This window comes from Novosphingobium mangrovi, assembly GCF_022818885.1.
GTDB lineage: Bacteria > Pseudomonadota > Alphaproteobacteria > Sphingomonadales > Sphingomonadaceae > Novosphingobium > Novosphingobium mangrovi.
This window is the reverse complement of record NZ_JALHAT010000002.1, coordinates 99841-114943: the sequence shown is the minus strand read 5'-3', so window position 1 is coordinate 114943 and position 15103 is coordinate 99841. Positions and strand designations below refer to the sequence as shown.

The 15103-nt window shown below is 62.8% G+C and carries 25 protein-coding genes; all 25 read left to right on the top strand.

The annotated features are described in order from the left end of the window. Position 1: 1 nt before the first annotated feature. The 25 genes from rplB to MTR65_RS01655 all read left to right on the top strand — a co-directional run bounded on the left by rplB (position 2) and on the right by MTR65_RS01655 (position 15040). Entirely contained in the window at positions 2–838 is an 837-nt protein-coding gene (gene rplB, locus MTR65_RS01775) for a 50S ribosomal protein L2 (protein WP_243796594.1), read from the top strand. A gap of 6 nt (positions 839–844) precedes the next feature. Further along, entirely contained in the window at positions 845–1123 is a 279-nt protein-coding gene (gene rpsS / locus MTR65_RS01770; RefSeq protein ID WP_039388086.1) for a 30S ribosomal protein S19, read from the top strand. Then, positions 1123–1500 (top strand): 50S ribosomal protein L22, encoded by a 378-nt coding sequence (gene rplV / locus MTR65_RS01765; RefSeq protein ID WP_213501118.1) that lies wholly within the window; start codon positions 1123–1125, stop codon positions 1498–1500. Before rpsS ends, rplV begins: the two co-directional genes overlap by 1 nt. A 3-nt stretch (positions 1501–1503) precedes the next feature. After that, positions 1504–2199: a 30S ribosomal protein S3 gene (gene rpsC / locus MTR65_RS01760; protein ID WP_243796593.1), complete on the top strand. Its 696-nt coding sequence runs from the start codon at positions 1504–1506 to the stop codon at positions 2197–2199. A 22-nt stretch (positions 2200–2221) separates the two neighbouring features. Beyond that, the gene (gene rplP / locus MTR65_RS01755; RefSeq protein ID WP_148627595.1) at positions 2222–2653 is read left to right on the top strand and encodes a 50S ribosomal protein L16; all 432 of its coding nucleotides are present in this window, start codon (positions 2222–2224) and stop codon (positions 2651–2653) included. A 3-nt stretch (positions 2654–2656) separates the two neighbouring features. Beyond that, positions 2657–2860, top strand: a complete 204-nt coding sequence (gene rpmC / locus MTR65_RS01750) for a 50S ribosomal protein L29 (protein ID WP_039388078.1) — start codon at positions 2657–2659, stop codon at positions 2858–2860. A 12-nt stretch (positions 2861–2872) separates the two neighbouring features. Further along, complete coding sequence (gene rpsQ, locus MTR65_RS01745; RefSeq protein WP_039388075.1) at positions 2873–3160, top strand: 30S ribosomal protein S17; 288 nt, start codon at positions 2873–2875, stop codon at positions 3158–3160. A gap of 88 nt (positions 3161–3248) precedes the next feature. Then, the gene (gene rplN / locus MTR65_RS01740) at positions 3249–3617 is read left to right on the top strand and encodes a 50S ribosomal protein L14 (protein WP_039388073.1); all 369 of its coding nucleotides are present in this window, start codon (positions 3249–3251) and stop codon (positions 3615–3617) included. Then, on the top strand, positions 3617–3931 hold the full coding sequence (gene rplX, locus MTR65_RS01735) for a 50S ribosomal protein L24 (RefSeq protein ID WP_226633310.1): 315 nt from the start codon (positions 3617–3619) through the stop codon (positions 3929–3931). The genes rplN and rplX overlap by 1 nt, the downstream gene beginning before the upstream one ends. Then, positions 3924–4508 (top strand): 50S ribosomal protein L5, encoded by a 585-nt coding sequence (gene rplE, locus MTR65_RS01730; RefSeq protein WP_039388070.1) that lies wholly within the window; start codon positions 3924–3926, stop codon positions 4506–4508. The genes rplX and rplE overlap by 8 nt, the downstream gene beginning before the upstream one ends. A 29-nt stretch (positions 4509–4537) precedes the next feature. Then, complete coding sequence (gene rpsN / locus MTR65_RS01725) at positions 4538–4843, top strand: 30S ribosomal protein S14 (protein ID WP_039388068.1); 306 nt, start codon at positions 4538–4540, stop codon at positions 4841–4843. Between the two features lie 14 nt (positions 4844–4857). After that, positions 4858–5253 (top strand): 30S ribosomal protein S8, encoded by a 396-nt coding sequence (rpsH, locus tag MTR65_RS01720; protein ID WP_039388066.1) that lies wholly within the window; start codon positions 4858–4860, stop codon positions 5251–5253. After that, positions 5253–5786 carry a 50S ribosomal protein L6 gene (gene rplF, locus MTR65_RS01715; RefSeq protein ID WP_243796592.1) on the top strand — a complete coding sequence of 178 codons (534 nt, stop codon included), beginning with the start codon at positions 5253–5255 and terminating at the stop codon, positions 5784–5786. Before rpsH ends, rplF begins: the two co-directional genes overlap by 1 nt. Beyond that, positions 5786–6124, top strand: a complete 339-nt coding sequence (gene rplR, locus MTR65_RS01710; RefSeq protein ID WP_039388062.1) for a 50S ribosomal protein L18 — start codon at positions 5786–5788, stop codon at positions 6122–6124. The genes rplF and rplR overlap by 1 nt, the downstream gene beginning before the upstream one ends. A 2-nt stretch (positions 6125–6126) precedes the next feature. Next, positions 6127–6855, top strand: coding sequence for a 30S ribosomal protein S5 (gene rpsE, locus MTR65_RS01705; RefSeq protein ID WP_226633316.1), 729 nt, complete (start codon positions 6127–6129; stop codon positions 6853–6855). Between the two features lie 6 nt (positions 6856–6861). Continuing rightward, positions 6862–7038: a 50S ribosomal protein L30 gene (gene rpmD / locus MTR65_RS01700; RefSeq protein WP_148627602.1), complete on the top strand. Its 177-nt coding sequence runs from the start codon at positions 6862–6864 to the stop codon at positions 7036–7038. Between the two features lie 324 nt (positions 7039–7362). Then, positions 7363–8439, top strand: coding sequence for an ankyrin repeat domain-containing protein (locus MTR65_RS01695; protein WP_243796591.1), 1077 nt, complete (start codon positions 7363–7365; stop codon positions 8437–8439). Positions 8440–8537: 98 nt separating this feature from the next. Next, the gene (gene rplO / locus MTR65_RS01690; protein WP_039388058.1) at positions 8538–9017 is read left to right on the top strand and encodes a 50S ribosomal protein L15; all 480 of its coding nucleotides are present in this window, start codon (positions 8538–8540) and stop codon (positions 9015–9017) included. Between the two features lie 240 nt (positions 9018–9257). After that, positions 9258–10625, top strand: coding sequence for a preprotein translocase subunit SecY (gene secY, locus MTR65_RS01685; protein ID WP_148627604.1), 1368 nt, complete (start codon positions 9258–9260; stop codon positions 10623–10625). Between the two features lie 41 nt (positions 10626–10666). Beyond that, a complete protein-coding gene (locus MTR65_RS01680) occupies positions 10667–11314 on the top strand; it encodes an adenylate kinase (RefSeq protein WP_243796590.1) in 648 nt (215 codons plus the stop codon). Positions 11315–11395: 81 nt separating this feature from the next. Further along, positions 11396–12118 (top strand): SRPBCC family protein, encoded by a 723-nt coding sequence (locus tag MTR65_RS01675; RefSeq protein WP_243796589.1) that lies wholly within the window; start codon positions 11396–11398, stop codon positions 12116–12118. 307 nt (positions 12119–12425) lie between these two features. Next, positions 12426–12794 carry a 30S ribosomal protein S13 gene (gene rpsM / locus MTR65_RS01670; RefSeq protein WP_226633326.1) on the top strand — a complete coding sequence of 123 codons (369 nt, stop codon included), beginning with the start codon at positions 12426–12428 and terminating at the stop codon, positions 12792–12794. A gap of 60 nt (positions 12795–12854) precedes the next feature. Then, positions 12855–13244: a 30S ribosomal protein S11 gene (gene rpsK / locus MTR65_RS01665; protein WP_007011846.1), complete on the top strand. Its 390-nt coding sequence runs from the start codon at positions 12855–12857 to the stop codon at positions 13242–13244. 113 nt (positions 13245–13357) lie between these two features. Beyond that, complete coding sequence (locus MTR65_RS01660) at positions 13358–14425, top strand: DNA-directed RNA polymerase subunit alpha (protein WP_039388049.1); 1068 nt, start codon at positions 13358–13360, stop codon at positions 14423–14425. Positions 14426–14692: 267 nt separating this feature from the next. After that, positions 14693–15040 carry a VOC family protein gene (locus MTR65_RS01655; protein ID WP_243796588.1) on the top strand — a complete coding sequence of 116 codons (348 nt, stop codon included), beginning with the start codon at positions 14693–14695 and terminating at the stop codon, positions 15038–15040. Positions 15041–15103 lie beyond the last annotated feature (63 nt).

The window sequence follows — 15103 nt, the reverse complement described above, 5'->3', positions numbered from 1 at the left end:
GATGGCACTCAAGCATTACAACCCGACCAGCCCCGCCCGCCGCGGCCTGGTCCTCGTCGACAAGTCGGCGCTGTGGAAGGGCAAGCCTGTCAAGGCTCTGACCGAAGGCAAGCGCAAGACCGGTGGCCGCAACAACAAGGGTCATGTCACTTCGCGTGGCATCGCCGGTGGTCACAAGCAGAAGTACCGCTACATCGACTTCAAGCGTCGCAAGTGGGACGTTGAAGGCACCGTCGAGCGGATCGAGTACGATCCCAACCGCACCGCCTTCATCGCGCTCGTGAACTACGCTGATGGCGAACAGGCCTACATCATCGCTCCGCAGCGCCTTGCTGCTGGCGACAAGGTCATCGCCGCCGAGAAGTGCGACACGAAGCCGGGCAACGCCATGCTCCTGTCGCAGATGCCGGTCGGCACGATCTGCCACAACGTCGAGATGAAGCCGGGCAAGGGTGGCCAGATCGCCCGTTCGGCCGGTGCCTACGTCCAGGTCGTCGGTCGTGACCGCGGCATGGTCATCGTGCGCCTGAACTCGGGCGAGCAGCGCTACCTGCGTGGCGACTGCATGGGCACGGTCGGTGCGGTGTCGAACCCCGACAACCAGAACCAGACCCTCGCCAAGGCAGGCCGCAAGCGCTGGATGGGCCGTCGCCCGCTGACGCGTGGTGTTGCCAAGAACCCGGTCGACCACCCGCACGGTGGTGGTGAAGGCCGCACCTCGGGTGGCCGTCATCCGGTTACTCCGTGGGGCAAGCCGACCAAGGGTGCCCGCACTCGCAACAACAAGCAGACGGACAAGATGATCATCCGTTCGCGCCACGCCAAGAAGAAGAGGTAAGACACGATGGCACGTTCCGTCTGGAAAGGCCCCTTCGTCGACCTGTACCTTCTCAAGAAGGCCGAGGTCGCGCAGGATGCCGGCAACCGCGCTGGTCCGATCAAGACCTGGTCGCGTCGCAGCACCATCCTTCCGCAGTTCGTTGGTCTGACGTTCAACGTCTACAACGGGCACAAGTTCATCCCGGTCTCGGTCAACGAGGACATGGTCGGCCACAAGTTCGGTGAATTCGCGCCCACGCGCTCGTTCCCGGGCCACGCTGCCGACAAGAAGGGCAAGCGCTAATGAGCAAGCAGGCAGCACCCCGCCGCGTCGGCGAAAAGGAAGCCCTGTCGGTCGGCACCACGATCCGTGGTTCGGCGCAGAAGCTCAATCTCGTCGCCGCCCTGATCCGTGGCAAGAAGGCTGAGGAAGCGATGAACATCCTCGCTTTCTCGAAGAAGGCCATGGCCGTGGACGCCCGCAAGGTTCTCGCTTCGGCGATTGCCAACGCGGAGAACAACCACAACCTCGACGTCGACGCTCTCGTCGTCGCCGAGGCGTCGGTCGGCAAGTCGATCACCATGAAGCGCTTCCACACCCGTGGTCGTGGCAAGAGCACCCGGATCCTCAAGCCGTTCTCACGTCTGCGGATCGTCGTTCGCGAAGTCGAGGAGGCCTGATCCATGGGTCATAAGAGCAATCCGATCGGTCTGCGTCTGCAGATCAACCGTACCTGGGACAGCCGCTGGTTCGCGGAAGGCCGGGACTACGGCAAACTGCTTGAGGAAGACCTCAAGATCCGCAAGTTCATCCTCGAGAACGCGCCTCAGGCGGCTATCTCGAAGGTGGTCATCGAGCGTCCGGCCAAGCTGTGCCGCATCTCGATCTACGCGGCCCGTCCCGGTGTGATCATCGGCAAGAAGGGTGCGGACATCGAGAAGCTTCGCAAGAAGCTTGCGGTGATGACCTCGAGCGAAGTGAAGCTGAACATCGTTGAAATCCGCAAGCCGGAAGTCGACGCCAAGCTGATCGCTCAGGGCATTGCGGACCAGCTGATCCGCCGCGTTGCCTTCCGTCGTGCGATGAAGCGCGCGATGCAGTCGGCCATGCGTCTGGGTGCCGAAGGCATCAAGATCATGTGCGGTGGCCGTCTGGGCGGCGCCGAAATCGCTCGCGTCGAGCAGTACCGCGAAGGTCGCGTGCCGCTTCACACCCTGCGTGCGAACATCGACTATGCCGAAGCCGAGGCGCTGACCGCCTACGGTATCATCGGCATCAAGGTCTGGGTCTTCAAGGGTGAGATCCTGGGCCACGACCCGACGGCGCAGGACCGGCTGATGATGGAGGCTCAGACCTCCGGCGTCCGCCCGGCGCGCTGAGGCTTAGGATAGAGTAAGCACCATGCTGCAACCGAAAAAGACCAAGTTCCGCAAGGCTTTCAAGGGCAAGATCAAGGGCGCTGCCAAGGGCGGCACCGATCTGAACTTTGGCTCCTATGGCCTCAAGGCTCTCGAGCCGGAACGCATCACCGCCCGCCAGATCGAAGCGGCTCGCCGCGCGATCACGCGTCACATCAAGCGCCAGGGTCGCCTCTGGATCCGCGTCTTCCCCGACGTGCCGGTTTCGAAGAAGCCTGCTGAAGTCCGTCAGGGTAAGGGCAAGGGTTCGGTGGAATACTGGGCCGCGCGTGTGAAGCCGGGCCGAATCCTGTTCGAGCTGGACGGCGTTGCTGGCCCGCTCGCCGCTGAGGCTTTCAGCCGCGCTGCGATGAAGCTTCCCATCAAGACCAAGGTCGTTGCCCGTCTCGGCGACACCTCGCACCTGGAGGGTTAATTCATGGCTGCCAAGACTGAAGACTTCCGCGCCAAGACCGACGACCAGCTTACGGAAGAGCTGGTCGCTCTGAAGCGCGAGCAGTTCAACCTTCGTTTCCAGGCCGCCACGAGCCAGCTCGAGGCACCGGCCCGGATCAAGGAGGTCCGTCGCAACATCGCACGCATCAAGACGCTCCAGGCTGAGCGTTCGGCTGCGGCGAAGTAAGGAGGAAACACGATGCCCAAGCGTATTCTGATCGGTACCGTCGTTTCCGACAAGACCGACAAGACCGTTACCGTACTCGTCGAGCGCCGTGTGAAGCACCCGCTTTACGGCAAGATCATTCGCCGCTCGAAGAAGTATGCCGCCCACGACGAAGAGAACGCGTACCACATTGGTGATCGCGTCCGCATCGAGGAAACCAAACCGATCTCAAAGTCGAAGACCTGGAAGGTTCTCGACACGTTGCAGGCCGGAAAGGGTATTGCCATCGAGGCTAATCTCGACGTAGAGGCCGCCAACTGATTTGAGACGCCCCCGGCTTAACCGCCGGGGGAGCTTTTTTGGAACTGCCGGACTGGTTCCGGCAAGCCGTTGAGAAGGAACCGGATCAATGATCCAGATGCAATCCAATCTCGACGTCGCGGACAACAGCGGCGCGAAGCGCGTCCAGTGCATCAAGGTGCTGGGTGGCTCGAAGCGTCGTTTCGCAGGCGTCGGCGACATCATCGTGGTGTCGGTAAAGGAAGCGCAGCCGCGCGCGCGCGTCAAGAAGGGCGACGTGCACCGTGCTGTCATCGTGCGCACCCGTAAGGACGTTCGTCGTCCCGACGGCAGCGTCATCCGCTTCGACAGCAACGCTGCCGTGCTCATCAACAAGAGCGAGGAGCCGATCGGCACCCGTATCTTCGGCCCCGTGGTTCGCGAGCTTCGCGGCAAGGGCTTCATGAAGATCATCTCGCTTGCTCCGGAGGTGCTGTAATGGCTGCCGCGAAGATCAAGAAGGGTGACCAGGTCGTCGTTCTGTCGGGCAAGGATAAGGGCCGCACTGGCGCTGTTCTCCAGGTCATGCCCAAGGACGGCAAGGTCGTGGTCGAGGGCGTGAATGTCGCCACCCGCCACCGCAAGCCGACCCAGCAGAACCCGCAGGGCGGCATCGAGCGCAATCCCGCTCCGATGGCGATCAGCAAGGTCGCGGTTGCCGTTGACGGCAAGCCGACCCGCGTTCGCTTCGAAGAGAAGGACGGCAAGAAGGTCCGTGTGGCCGTGAAGACCGGGGAGACCATCGATGGCTGATAAGTACACCCCGCGTATGCGTTCGAAGTACGATGCGGAAATCGTCAAGGCGATGACCGAAAAGTTCGGCTACAAGAACGTGATGGAAGTGCCTTCGATCGAGAAGATCACGCTCAACATGGGCGTGGGCGAGGCGAGCCAGGACAAGAAGAAGGTCCAGACCGCCGCGGCCGAAATGGAAAAGATTGCCGGCCAGAAGCCCGTGATCACCAAGGCCCGCAAGTCGATCGCGCAGTTTAAGCTGCGTGAAGGCATGCCCATCGGCTGCAAGGTTACCCTGCGCCGCGAACGCATGTACGAATTCCTCGATCGCCTCATCACCATCGCGATGCCCCGCATCCGCGACTTCCGTGGTCTGAACGCCAAGTCGTTCGACGGCCGCGGAAACTACGCGATGGGCCTGAAGGAGCAGATCATCTTCCCCGAGATCAGCTACGATCAGATCGAGAAGGTGCGTGGCATGGACATCATCGTCACCACCACCGCCAAGACCGACGAAGAAGCACGCGAACTGCTGCGTCTTTTCGGTTTCCCGTTCCCGGTTGAAGAAGCCGCGGAAGAGAAGGAGGCGGCGTGAGCCGCCGCTGAGGAAGAGAGCTTAAGTCCATGGCGAAACTGAGTTCCGTGAACAAGAACGAGCGTCGTAAGAAGCTCGTCAAGAAGTACGCTGGTAAGTACGAACGCCTCAAGGCGATTGCCGATGACACCTCGCTCGACGAAACCGAGCGTCTCATCGCCCGTCTGAAGCTGGCCGAGATCCCGCGCAACGGCAACCCGACCCGGGTTCGCAACCGCTGCGCCACGACCGGTCGTCCGCGTGGTTACTACCGCAAGTTCGGCCTGTGCCGCGTTGAGCTGCGTGATCTTGCCAACAAGGGCATGATCCCCGGCGTGACCAAGTCGAGCTGGTAAGGGATACATAAGCAATGGCTATGACCGATCCCCTGGGTGATATGCTCACCCGCATCCGCAACGGCCAGCAGGCGAAGAAGGACTCCGTCCTTTCCCCCGCCAGCAAGCTGCGTGCGCGCGTGCTCGAAGTTCTCCAGCGTGAGGGCTACATCCGTGGCTACAGCGATGACACCACCGGTGCCCATCCGCAGCTGCGCATCGAGCTGAAGTACTTCGAAGGCGAGCCCGCTATCAAGCACATCGCTCGCGTCTCCAAGCCTGGCCGCCGCGTCTACTCGGGTTCCAAGGAACTCCCGGTTGTGCGCAATGGCCTTGGCATCACCATCGTCTCGACGCCCAAGGGCGTGCTCTCGGATGCCGAAGCACGTGCCGACAACGTCGGTGGCGAAGTGCTGGCGGAGGTGTTCTGATGAGCCGCATTGGTAAGAGGGCGGTTGCTATTCCGGCCGGCGTTACCGCCAAGCTCGAAGGCAACGTGCTGACCGTGAAGGGCCCCAAGGGTACGCTTGAAATGGGCGTTTCCGACCAGGTTACCTACACCGTCGAAGAAGGTTCGGTTGGCGTTTCGCCGATCAACCAGTCGAAGGTGGCTCGCAGCCACTGGGGCATGCAGCGCACGCTCGTCGCCAACCTCGTTGGCGGCGTGACCGAAGGTTACTCGAAGGTCCTTGAACTCAAGGGCGTCGGCTACCGCGCACAGGTCCAGGGCAAGAAGCTCAAGCTTCAGCTCGGCTACTCGCACGATGTCGACATCGACATCCCGGAAGGTATCGAGATCAAGGCGCCGGATAACACCACCGTCGAGATCTCGGGCATCGACAAGCAGAAGGTCGGCCAGATCGCGGCCGAGATTCGTCGCTGGCGCAAGCCCGAACCCTACAAGGGCAAGGGCATCAAGTACCGCGGCGAGTACATCTTCCGCAAGGAAGGGAAGAAGAAGTAATGGCAAAGCTTTCCCTTTTCCAGCGCCGCCGTCAGCGCGTGCGCACCGCCCTTCGCGCGTCGGCTTCGGGCCGTCCGCGTCTTTCGGTGCACCGCACCGGACGTCACATCTACGCCCAGATCATCGACGATGCGCAGGGCCGTACGGTCGCTGCTGCCAACACGCTTGGCGGCAAGGGCGCTGACACCGATGCCGCCATCCGCGTGGGCAAGGAACTCGCCGAGGCCGCCAAGAAGGCGGGCATCACTTCGGTCGTGTTCGATCGCGGCGGCTTCCTCTATCATGGTCGCGTCAAGGCGCTGGCCGATGCCGCCCGCGAAGGCGGGCTGGAGTTCTGAGCATGGCTGACGAAAACACCAACACCACCAGCAGTGAGCAGCCCATCGCGGCTGACAACCCGCAGGGCGGTGCTCCCCAGGAGCAGCGCGAGAGCCGTGATGGCGGTCGTGGTCGTGGCGGCCGTGGCCGTGGCGAGCGCGGTGGCCGTGGCCGTCGTGACGACCGTCGTGGCCGTCGCGACGACGAGGAGCAGGGCGAAGAGCTGATCGAGAAGCTGGTTCACATCAACCGCGTCTCGAAGACCGTCAAGGGCGGTAAGCGCTTCGGTTTTGCCGCACTCGTCGTCGTGGGTGACGGCAAGGGCCGCGTCGGCTTTGGCCATGCCAAGGCTCGCGAGGTTCCTGAGGCAATCACCAAGGCAACCGCTTCGGCCAAGAAGAAGATGATCCGCGTCGCTCTGAAGGAGGGTCGTACCCTTCATCACGACGGCAAGGGCCACTTCGGTGCGGGCCGCGTCAATGTCCGTACGGCTCCGGCCGGTACCGGCATCATCGCCGGCGGTCCGATGCGCGCCGTGTTCGAGAGCCTGGGCGTCGCTGACGTCGTGACCAAGTCGGTCGGCACCTCGAACCCGTACAACATGATCCGCGCCACCTTCGACGCCCTGACCGACCAGTCCTCGCCCAAGGCGGTGGCTCAGCGTCGTGGCAAGAAGGTCTCCGACCTCCTGGGTCGTGGCGGTGCGAGCGAAGCTGAGGCCGAGGCCGCAGCTGAAGCCATCGTGGAGTAAGCGACAATGGCCAAGATCAAGATCAAGCAGATCGGTTCGCCGATCCGTCGCCCCGAGAGCCAGAAGAAGATCCTCATCGGTCTCGGCCTCGGCAAGATGCACCGCGTTGTCGAGCTCGAGGACACCCCCGAGGTTCGTGGCGCGATTGCCAAGCTTCCGCACATGGTGGCCGTGGTCGACTGACCTGGCCGCCGCTCCCTCGGGAGCAGCGAGCTGAAGATTGAAAGGGCTCCGGTGCTTGGCATCGGGGCCCTTTTCGCGTGGGGGAGGCGGGCAGTGGCGCGATGCACCTTTCATTCAGGGGCGCCTGTGCTATGCGCTCTCGCCTTCCACTCGTCCTCCCGGGATGTCTTCCAGATGGTAATGCCTGCATCGATGTTACGTGGCCTGTTTGGTTCGGTGTCTTCGCGCCGGAGCGCGCTGGCAGGTGTGCTGGCGCTTTGCCTGTCCGCCTGTGGCGGAGTTGAGCCGAGCTCTGAGCGTACCCTTGCTCCCGAGGGGGAGGCCGTGGCGGTGTGCAACGATTATCGCGCGGATCCCAAGGTGCTCGCCTCGATGCGGGCGGGCGACATGGCGCTGCGTAAGGCGCTGGCCTCAGGCGTGAAGCCCGATCCTGTCGCGGAAGCGGCCAGCGCTATTGCGCGCGGCGATTTTCGCCTTGCCGCCGCGACGACGCCGCAGGGCGTCTCACTCGATCTCTACAACGCGCAGTGCCGGCTTCTGGGTAGTCCGGCGGCCTGGTCGGTCCGGGCACTGGCGTTCGTGCCGGATCTTGCCGCCGCCGAGGGCAGGGGGGCCGACGTCCCCGCAACGGCCTTCGGTCGACAGTACAACGCGGCCCTGATGGCCGACCCGCACTATCCCTATCGTGATATCTGCCGCCCCGTCTCGGATGTGGGCCCTGAACCGGAAATCCGTCCGGATGAGCCGATTTCGCAACCTTACGGTTTTGCCGATCTGCAGTCGGGAGAGGCAGTGGACACGATGGGCTATGCTGCGCGCCACAATGCTGTCGGCCAGTTGCGCCGGCTTGTCGAGGCGCGCCCGCAGGACATCGACAAGCCCGACATGTTCGGCCTCACGCCGCTGGCCTGGGCCATCGCCTATCAGCGCTGGCGGACAGCGGACGTTCTGATCGAGGCGGGGGCAAGCCCGACAGGGGCAAGTTGCCAGACCGCGATCGATCGCCAGTCGCCCCTTCAGGTCGCGCGCCTCATGCGCTGGACGGACATGATCGGACGGCTGCGTTCGTATGTCAGCGAGGAGGAGTTCGCCAACCTGCGCCAGAACCCGCGCTACGACGATGCGAGCCTGGCCGATTTCAATCGCGCGTTCTTCCAGATCAAGCACCGCTACGACCCGATCCTGCGTCAGCGCCGTTTCTCGCGCTACGAGTTGCAGTTCACGATTGACGAGGGTGGGAACTCGACGAGTTGCGAGCTCGTGCCTGCGTCTAACTCGCCCGAATTCGACGCCGAACTGTGCGAAGTGGCGATGAAGGTCGTGCGCTGGACACCGGCCCGCGATGCGTTCGCGACCACGGTTCCGGGCGATGCCAAGCTGGTCTTCGGCCTCGGCAAATAGTCAGGCTCCGCGCGAATAGGGGGTGACAGGCGGCCCCCTTTCGCCTAAGGGGCCCGCTTCCCATCCAGCGCGATGAAAAGCGAAAGCGAGTGCAGACTATGAATCTCAACGATCTCCGTGACAACGCCGGTGCCCGTCACCGCCGCATGCGTGTCGGCCGTGGTATCGGTTCGGGCAAGGGCAAGACCTCGGCTCGTGGTCAAAAGGGCCAGAAGAGCCGTTCGGGCGTTGCCGTCAAGGGTTTCGAAGGCGGCCAGATGCCGCTTCACATGCGTCTTCCGAAGCGCGGCTTCACCAACGCGAAGTTCACCAAGGACTACGCGGAAGTGAACCTGGGCATGGTCCAGAAGGCGATCGACGCCGGCAAGCTCGACATCTCGGGCACCGTCGATCACGCCGCGCTCAAGGGCGCTGGCCTGGCCCGTGGTGGCAAGGACGGCGTGCGTCTCCTGGGTAAGGGTGAGCTCACCGCCAAGGTCGAATTCAACGTTGCCGGTGCCTCGAAGGGCGCCGTGGAAGCCGTTGAAAAGGCTGGTGGCAAGGTGATCCTGCCTGCCAAGGAAGCCGCTGCGGCCTGATTCGCCACAGTGCGGTAACGCAGTAAAGAGAGGGCGGAGCGCGGTGCGTTTCGCCCTCTCGTGCGTTTCGCCACGGCGGTACTGGCGCGAATCATGTGGGTTTTGCGCGCCGTTGGTGGCACGGAGGGTTTCCGCCCTCCTACGAATGTCTATATGGACGGACTGGAACGCGGGTTCGACAAGGGTGCTCTCAGCAGCTAAGGCCGAATCCGAACACGCTATTCGAGGCTTCTACCACTCATGGCTTCCCGTGCCGACAATATCGCCAGCTCGCTGAGCCTGAGCAATTTCTCCAAGGCTACCGAGCTGAAGAAGCGCATCTGGTTCACGATCGGTGCGCTTATCGTTTTCCGCTTCCTGAGCTTTGTGCCGCTGCCGGGCGTCGATGCCCGCATCCTGAGCGAGCTTTACAGCCAGACGCAGGGCGGCATCCTTGACCTGTTCAACACCTTTTCGGGTGGTTCGCTTTCGCGCATGAGCCTGATTGCGCTGGGCGTCATGCCCTACATCACGGCCTCGATCGTGGTGCAGCTGGCCGCTTCGCTTCATCCCGCGCTCATGGCGCTGAAGAAGGAAGGTGAGGCTGGCCGCAAGAAGCTGAACCAGTACACCCGCTACGGCACGGTCGGCCTCTGCGCCATCCAGGGCTACTTCCTGGCCGTGAGCCTGGAAGCCTATGGCGCCTCGAGCGGTCTCCCCGCCGTGGTCGATCCGGGCATCCTGTTCCGCATTGGTGCCGTCATCAGCCTGGTTGGTGGCACGATGTTCCTGCTGTGGCTGGGTGAGCAGATCACTTCGCGCGGTATTGGCAACGGCGTGTCGCTGATCATCATGGCCGGTATCGTTGCGCAGATGCCGACGTTTGCCTCGAACCTGGGCCAGGCCTACTCGGCCGGGGACACCGGTTCGCTGCTCATCATGTTCCTGATCGCGCTTATCGTTGCGATGATCCTGCTGATCTGTTTCTTCGAGCGCGCCCAGCGTCGCCTGCTGATCCAGTATCCCAAGCGCGCGACACAGCGTGGCATGATGCAGGCGGATCGCAGCCACCTGCCGCTGAAGATCAACACCGCGGGCGTGATCCCTCCGATCTTCGCGAGCTCGCTGCTGCTGCTGCCGCTCACCATCACTCAGTTCGCGGGCAACTCGCTGCAGCCGGACTCGACGATGGGCAAGATCGTGGTGTCGCTGAACCAGTACCTGGGGCACGGCAAGCCGCTCTACATGCTGTTCTATGCCGCCGGCATCATCTTCTTCAGCTTCTTCTACACCGCGGTTGTCTTCAATCCGGAAGAGACGGCGGAGAACCTCAAGAAGAACGGTGGCTTCATTCCCGGCATCCGTCCGGGCAAGAACACCGCGAACTACCTTGATTACGTGCTGACCCGCGTGACGGTGATCGGTGCGGCCTACCTCACGGCGGTGTGTTGCATCCCCGAGTGGTTCCTGGCTCAGACCGGTCTTCCGCTGCTGTTCATGGGCGGCACCAGCCTGCTGATCGTTGTCAACGTGACCGTGGACACCATCACGCAGATCCAATCGCACCTGCTGGCACACCAGTACGGCGATCTCATAAAGAAGGCGAAGCTGAAAGGTCGCATGCGCTAAGCGCAGGCGTTCGCCAAAACGTAGAACTGAGGGGGTTACGCGTGAATATCATTCTTCTTGGGCCGCCGGGGGCGGGCAAGGGAACGCAGGCACAGCGCCTGGTTGAGCGCCACGGCATGCGCCAGCTTTCGACCGGTGACATGCTGCGCGCCGCGGTCAAGGCGGGCACGCCGACGGGGCTTGAAGCCAAGGCGATCATGGAGCGGGGCGAACTCGTCTCGGACGCGATCGTGTCGGCGCTGATCGGTGACGAGCTCGATGCGATGGGCCCGGACACCGGCGCCATTTTCGATGGGTATCCGCGCACGGCGGCGCAGGCTGAAGCTCTCGACGGGATTCTCGCCGAGCGCGGCCGTAGGCTCGACCATGTGATCGAGCTGGGCGTCGACGAGGAAGCGCTGGTCGAGCGCATCACGGGGCGCTTTACCTGTGCGGCGTGTGGCAAGGGCTATCACGACAGCTTCGAGCAGCCCAAGGTCCCGGGCACCTGCGACAAGTGCGGCGGCACCGAATTCAAGCGCCGTCCGGATGACAACGCCGAGACGGTCCGGACGCGTCTGGCTGAGTACCGCGCCAAGACCGCGCCGATCCTGCCGATCTATGAAGAGCGGGGGATTGTCGCGAAGGTCGACGGGATGGCCGACATGGACGATGTGACCGCCTCCATCGAAGGCGTCCTTGCCAAGTAAGTTAAGAAAAAGAAGCCGGGATGAACGTCCCGGCTTTTTTTCTGGCCTTCGTCCGTCTTTGTCGCCAAGACTAAGGGCTGCATGAATATCTCGCGTTTCCATCGCTACACTGTTGTCCTCGCCGGGGCCTTCATTGGCCTTTGCGCACCCCATCTGGCCAAGGCAAAGGTTGCCGAGGCCAATGAGCGCGGCTTCGTCGTACGCCACATGGTCGAGATACCTTCCAGCGTGGACAAGACTTGGCAGACGGTCCTGGACCCGGCTGAGTGGTGGGATTCGGCGCATACCTGGTCCGGGGATGCCGCCAATCTTTCGATAGATCCCAGGGCGGGCGGCTGCTTTTGCGAATTGCTGCCCCACGACACGTCGCCGCGCGCCGCTCCCAAGGGCAGTGTCGAGCACATGCGGGTGGTCTATATTGAGCGTCCGCGCGTGCTGCGCATGACAGGCGCGCTTGGGCCGCTGCAGTCCGAGGCGGTGAACGGGACGCTGACGATCCAGCTCAAGCCTCGGGATGAGGAAGGCGAAGATACGGTCCTGCTCCTCGAGTACGTGGTGGGGGGCTATATGCGCCAGCCCGCCGAGGCGATGGCCGGGTCGGTCGACGCCATGCTCGGCGCCCAGCTTGAGCGCCTGACCTCGGAACTCGGTGGCGCCTTTGCGCAGGCCTTTCCGGGCGGCGACTTAGGGCTCGATCCTGCGCCCGATGCGGATGCCAGGGATAAGGCTGATGCCGAAGAGGCCCCGGATGGCATCGAGCCGCTGGCGCCCGAGCCCCCCGAAGGTGAGGTAATCGAGCGTTGAGCGTGCAAGAAGAACAATCCTTTGCGCGAGGTGCGCTTTGACGCGAGGGGCCTTCCGAGGTATAATCCACCCATCGCTTGACCGGGCTGCGCATATCTTGGCGCAAGGCCCGCAATTCGTGTCGGCTGCATTGACAGGCGGTGCGAATCGTTTTAAGCGCCCCCTTCACTCGACAGAATCGCTGCGTCCGGATGGTCTGGCTTGGAGTAAGTCGCCTGCCGGTCGTTTCGCGTTTGTGGATCGGGTGGTTCGTTTCAGCGTTGAGATAGGGGGGCGGCGACGCACCCCTGTGGAGCAGGAGATTTAAGTGGCTCGTATTGCCGGGGTAAACATCCCCACCAACAAGCGCGTGATCATCGCGCTCACCTACATCCACGGCATTGGTCGTACCAAGGCCGTCGCGATCGCCGACAAGCTCGGCATTGATCACACCCGTCGCATCCAGGATCTTTCGGACGCCGAAGTGCTCCAGATCCGCGAAACCATCGACGCCGATCACCTCGTGGAAGGTGACCTTCGTCGCGAAACCGCGATGAACATCAAGCGTCTGATGGACCTCGCCTGCTACCGTGGCCTGCGTCACCGCAAGGGTCTTCCGGTCCGTGGCCAGCGCACGCACACTAATGCGCGCACCCGCAAGGGCAAGGCCAAGCCGATCGCCGGCAAGAAGAAGTAAGCACGGGAACCTTAAAGGTTTTCGGTTTCCCGCAGCGACTATTCGACAGGATACACGAACATGGCACGCGAACCCCAGCGCATTAAGCGGCGCGAGCGCAAGAACATCACGAGCGGCATTGCCCACGTCAACGCCAGCTTCAACAACACCATGGTGACCATCACCGACGCCCAGGGCAATGCGATCAGCTGGTCCTCGGCCGGCATGATGGGCTTCAAGGGCAGCCGCAAGTCGACCCCGTACGCCGCTCAGGTGGCCGCGGACGACGCCGGCAAGAAGGCCGCCGAGCACGGCGTCCGCACCCTCGAAGTCGAAGTCAAGGGCCCGGGTTCGGGCCGTGAGAGCGCGCTTCGCGCCCTCCAGGCTGTCGGCTTCACCATCACGTCGATCCGCGACGTGACCCCGATCCCGCACAACGGCGTTCGTCCTTCGAAGCGCCGCCGCGTCTGATCGACCTTTTTGCGGGCGGCGAACCGGTCGTCGCCCGTTTTCAGGAGCGTTTCATGGGCTCATTTTCAATGGGCTCCTGGGCGCAACCGCCATCGTAATCCCAGGGGAAGTCCATGACTGTCAACATCAAGAACTGGCAGGAACTCAAGAAGCCGAACAGCCTTGAGATCAAGCCGGGACCCGACCCCAAGCTGAAGGCAACGTTCGTTGCCGAACCTCTCGAGCGCGGTTTTGGTCTTACGCTCGGTAACGCGCTGCGGCGCGTTCTTCTGTCTTCGCTGCAGGGCGCTGCGATCACCTCGATCAAGATCGAGAACGTGCTGCACGAGTTCTCCTCGCTGGCCGGTGTGCGTGAAGACGTCACCGACATCGTCCTGAACGTGAAGCAGATCGCCCTCAAGATGCAGGGTGAAGGCCCCAAGCGTCTCCAGCTCTCGGCCACCGGCCCGGCGCAGGTGAAGGCGGGCGACATCGCCGTTTCGGGCGACATCGAGGTCATGAACAAGGACCTCGTGATCTGCACGCTCGACGAGGGTGCGGTCCTGAACATGGAACTCACCGCGGACACCGGCAAGGGCTATGTACCCGCCGTCGGTAACCGTCCGGTTGACGCGCCGATCGGTCTCATCCCGGTCGACTCGCTCTACTCGCCGGTTCGCCAGGTGAGCTACAAGGTCGAGAACGCCCGCGTTGGCCAGGAGCTCGACTACGACAAGCTCAGCCTGACCGTTGAAACCGACGGCACCGTGGCTCCCGAAGATGCCGTGGCCTACTCGGCCCGCATCCTGCAGGACCAGCTGGCGCTGTTCGTCCACTTCGAGGACATTGCCCCCGTGGGGCAGCCCGCGATGGTCGGCATGGCCGCGGGTGGTACGCAGAGCCAGGAAGAGAGCGACACCAACCAGCTCAACCGTTACCTTCTCAAGAAGGTCGACGAACTGGAACTGTCGGTCCGCTCGGCCAACTGCCTCAAGAACGACAACATCATCTACATCGGCGATCTGGTCCAGAAGACCGAAGCCGAGATGCTGCGCACGCCGAACTTCGGCCGCAAGTCGCTCAACGAGATCAAGGAAGTTCTCTCCTCGATGGGTCTGCGCCTCGGCATGGACATCCCGGGCTGGCCGCCCGAGAACATCGAAGAGATGGCCAAGAAGCTGGAGCAGGAACTGCTCGGCTGATCGGCTTTCCCGATACCGTATTGAAGAGGCCCTGCAGGAGACTGCGGGGCCTTTTTCTTTGGAAGTTTGAAGACAGTCGGCACCGGGCGGGTTGGCCTCCCAATCCCACGGCACGTCGTACTTGTCGGTGGGCACATTCATTGGCGGGGTGAGGTGCGCTCGACAGTCGACAGGGTCAAGGGATGGTAAATCCCTTGGATGCTTCTTTCGCTCTTTGCCCCATTTCATTTTTCATCTAGAACATAAAAAGAACAAGTGGAGAGAGCCATGGCCCGCCTGAACTACGTCGAACTGCCGGTGCGCAATGTGCCTGGCCAGAAGGAATTCTACGAGGCGACTTTCGGGTGGTCCTTCACCGATTTCGGTCCTGATTACGCATCGACGATGACCGGCGATGTCGACATGGGCCTCAACGGCGATGCGGCGCAATGGACGGCGCAGATGCTCCCCGTGATCCAGGTCGAAGACCTGGAGGAGACCCTTGCGCGGGTGCAGGCGGCAGGCGGCGTCGTTACGTTGCCGATTTTCGCCTTCCCAGGCGGCCGCCGCTTCCACTTCCGCGATCCACACGGACATGAACTGGCGGCGATGGTGGCTGATGGGGACCTGGGGTAGGAAATGGCCTCCCGGATTCGCACGAATCCTTGACTCTTGCCCGAAAATCCGCATTAGGGCCGT

What these genes read in the sequence shown, in the direction of transcription:
- rplB (WP_243796594.1), top strand. Translation starts at nt 2, where the DNA reads ATGGCACTCAAGCATTACAACCCGACCAGCCCCGCCCGCCGCGGCCTG.
- rpsS (WP_039388086.1), top strand. Translation starts at nt 845, where the DNA reads ATGGCACGTTCCGTCTGGAAAGGCCCCTTCGTCGACCTGTACCTTCTC.
- rplV (WP_213501118.1), top strand. Translation starts at nt 1,123, where the DNA reads ATGAGCAAGCAGGCAGCACCCCGCCGCGTCGGCGAAAAGGAAGCCCTG.
- rpsC (WP_243796593.1), top strand. Translation starts at nt 1,504, where the DNA reads ATGGGTCATAAGAGCAATCCGATCGGTCTGCGTCTGCAGATCAACCGT.
- rplP (WP_148627595.1), top strand. Translation starts at nt 2,222, where the DNA reads ATGCTGCAACCGAAAAAGACCAAGTTCCGCAAGGCTTTCAAGGGCAAG.
- rpmC (WP_039388078.1), top strand. Translation starts at nt 2,657, where the DNA reads ATGGCTGCCAAGACTGAAGACTTCCGCGCCAAGACCGACGACCAGCTT.
- rpsQ (WP_039388075.1), top strand. Translation starts at nt 2,873, where the DNA reads ATGCCCAAGCGTATTCTGATCGGTACCGTCGTTTCCGACAAGACCGAC.
- rplN (WP_039388073.1), top strand. Translation starts at nt 3,249, where the DNA reads ATGATCCAGATGCAATCCAATCTCGACGTCGCGGACAACAGCGGCGCG.
- rplX (WP_226633310.1), top strand. Translation starts at nt 3,617, where the DNA reads ATGGCTGCCGCGAAGATCAAGAAGGGTGACCAGGTCGTCGTTCTGTCG.
- rplE (WP_039388070.1), top strand. Translation starts at nt 3,924, where the DNA reads ATGGCTGATAAGTACACCCCGCGTATGCGTTCGAAGTACGATGCGGAA.
- rpsN (WP_039388068.1), top strand. Translation starts at nt 4,538, where the DNA reads ATGGCGAAACTGAGTTCCGTGAACAAGAACGAGCGTCGTAAGAAGCTC.
- rpsH (WP_039388066.1), top strand. Translation starts at nt 4,858, where the DNA reads ATGGCTATGACCGATCCCCTGGGTGATATGCTCACCCGCATCCGCAAC.
- rplF (WP_243796592.1), top strand. Translation starts at nt 5,253, where the DNA reads ATGAGCCGCATTGGTAAGAGGGCGGTTGCTATTCCGGCCGGCGTTACC.
- rplR (WP_039388062.1), top strand. Translation starts at nt 5,786, where the DNA reads ATGGCAAAGCTTTCCCTTTTCCAGCGCCGCCGTCAGCGCGTGCGCACC.
- rpsE (WP_226633316.1), top strand. Translation starts at nt 6,127, where the DNA reads ATGGCTGACGAAAACACCAACACCACCAGCAGTGAGCAGCCCATCGCG.
- rpmD (WP_148627602.1), top strand. Translation starts at nt 6,862, where the DNA reads ATGGCCAAGATCAAGATCAAGCAGATCGGTTCGCCGATCCGTCGCCCC.
- rplO (WP_039388058.1), top strand. Translation starts at nt 8,538, where the DNA reads ATGAATCTCAACGATCTCCGTGACAACGCCGGTGCCCGTCACCGCCGC.
- secY (WP_148627604.1), top strand. Translation starts at nt 9,258, where the DNA reads ATGGCTTCCCGTGCCGACAATATCGCCAGCTCGCTGAGCCTGAGCAAT.
- MTR65_RS01675 (WP_243796589.1), top strand. Translation starts at nt 11,396, where the DNA reads ATGAATATCTCGCGTTTCCATCGCTACACTGTTGTCCTCGCCGGGGCC.
- rpsK (WP_007011846.1), top strand. Translation starts at nt 12,855, where the DNA reads ATGGCACGCGAACCCCAGCGCATTAAGCGGCGCGAGCGCAAGAACATC.
- MTR65_RS01660 (WP_039388049.1), top strand. Translation starts at nt 13,358, where the DNA reads ATGACTGTCAACATCAAGAACTGGCAGGAACTCAAGAAGCCGAACAGC.
- MTR65_RS01655 (WP_243796588.1), top strand. Translation starts at nt 14,693, where the DNA reads ATGGCCCGCCTGAACTACGTCGAACTGCCGGTGCGCAATGTGCCTGGC.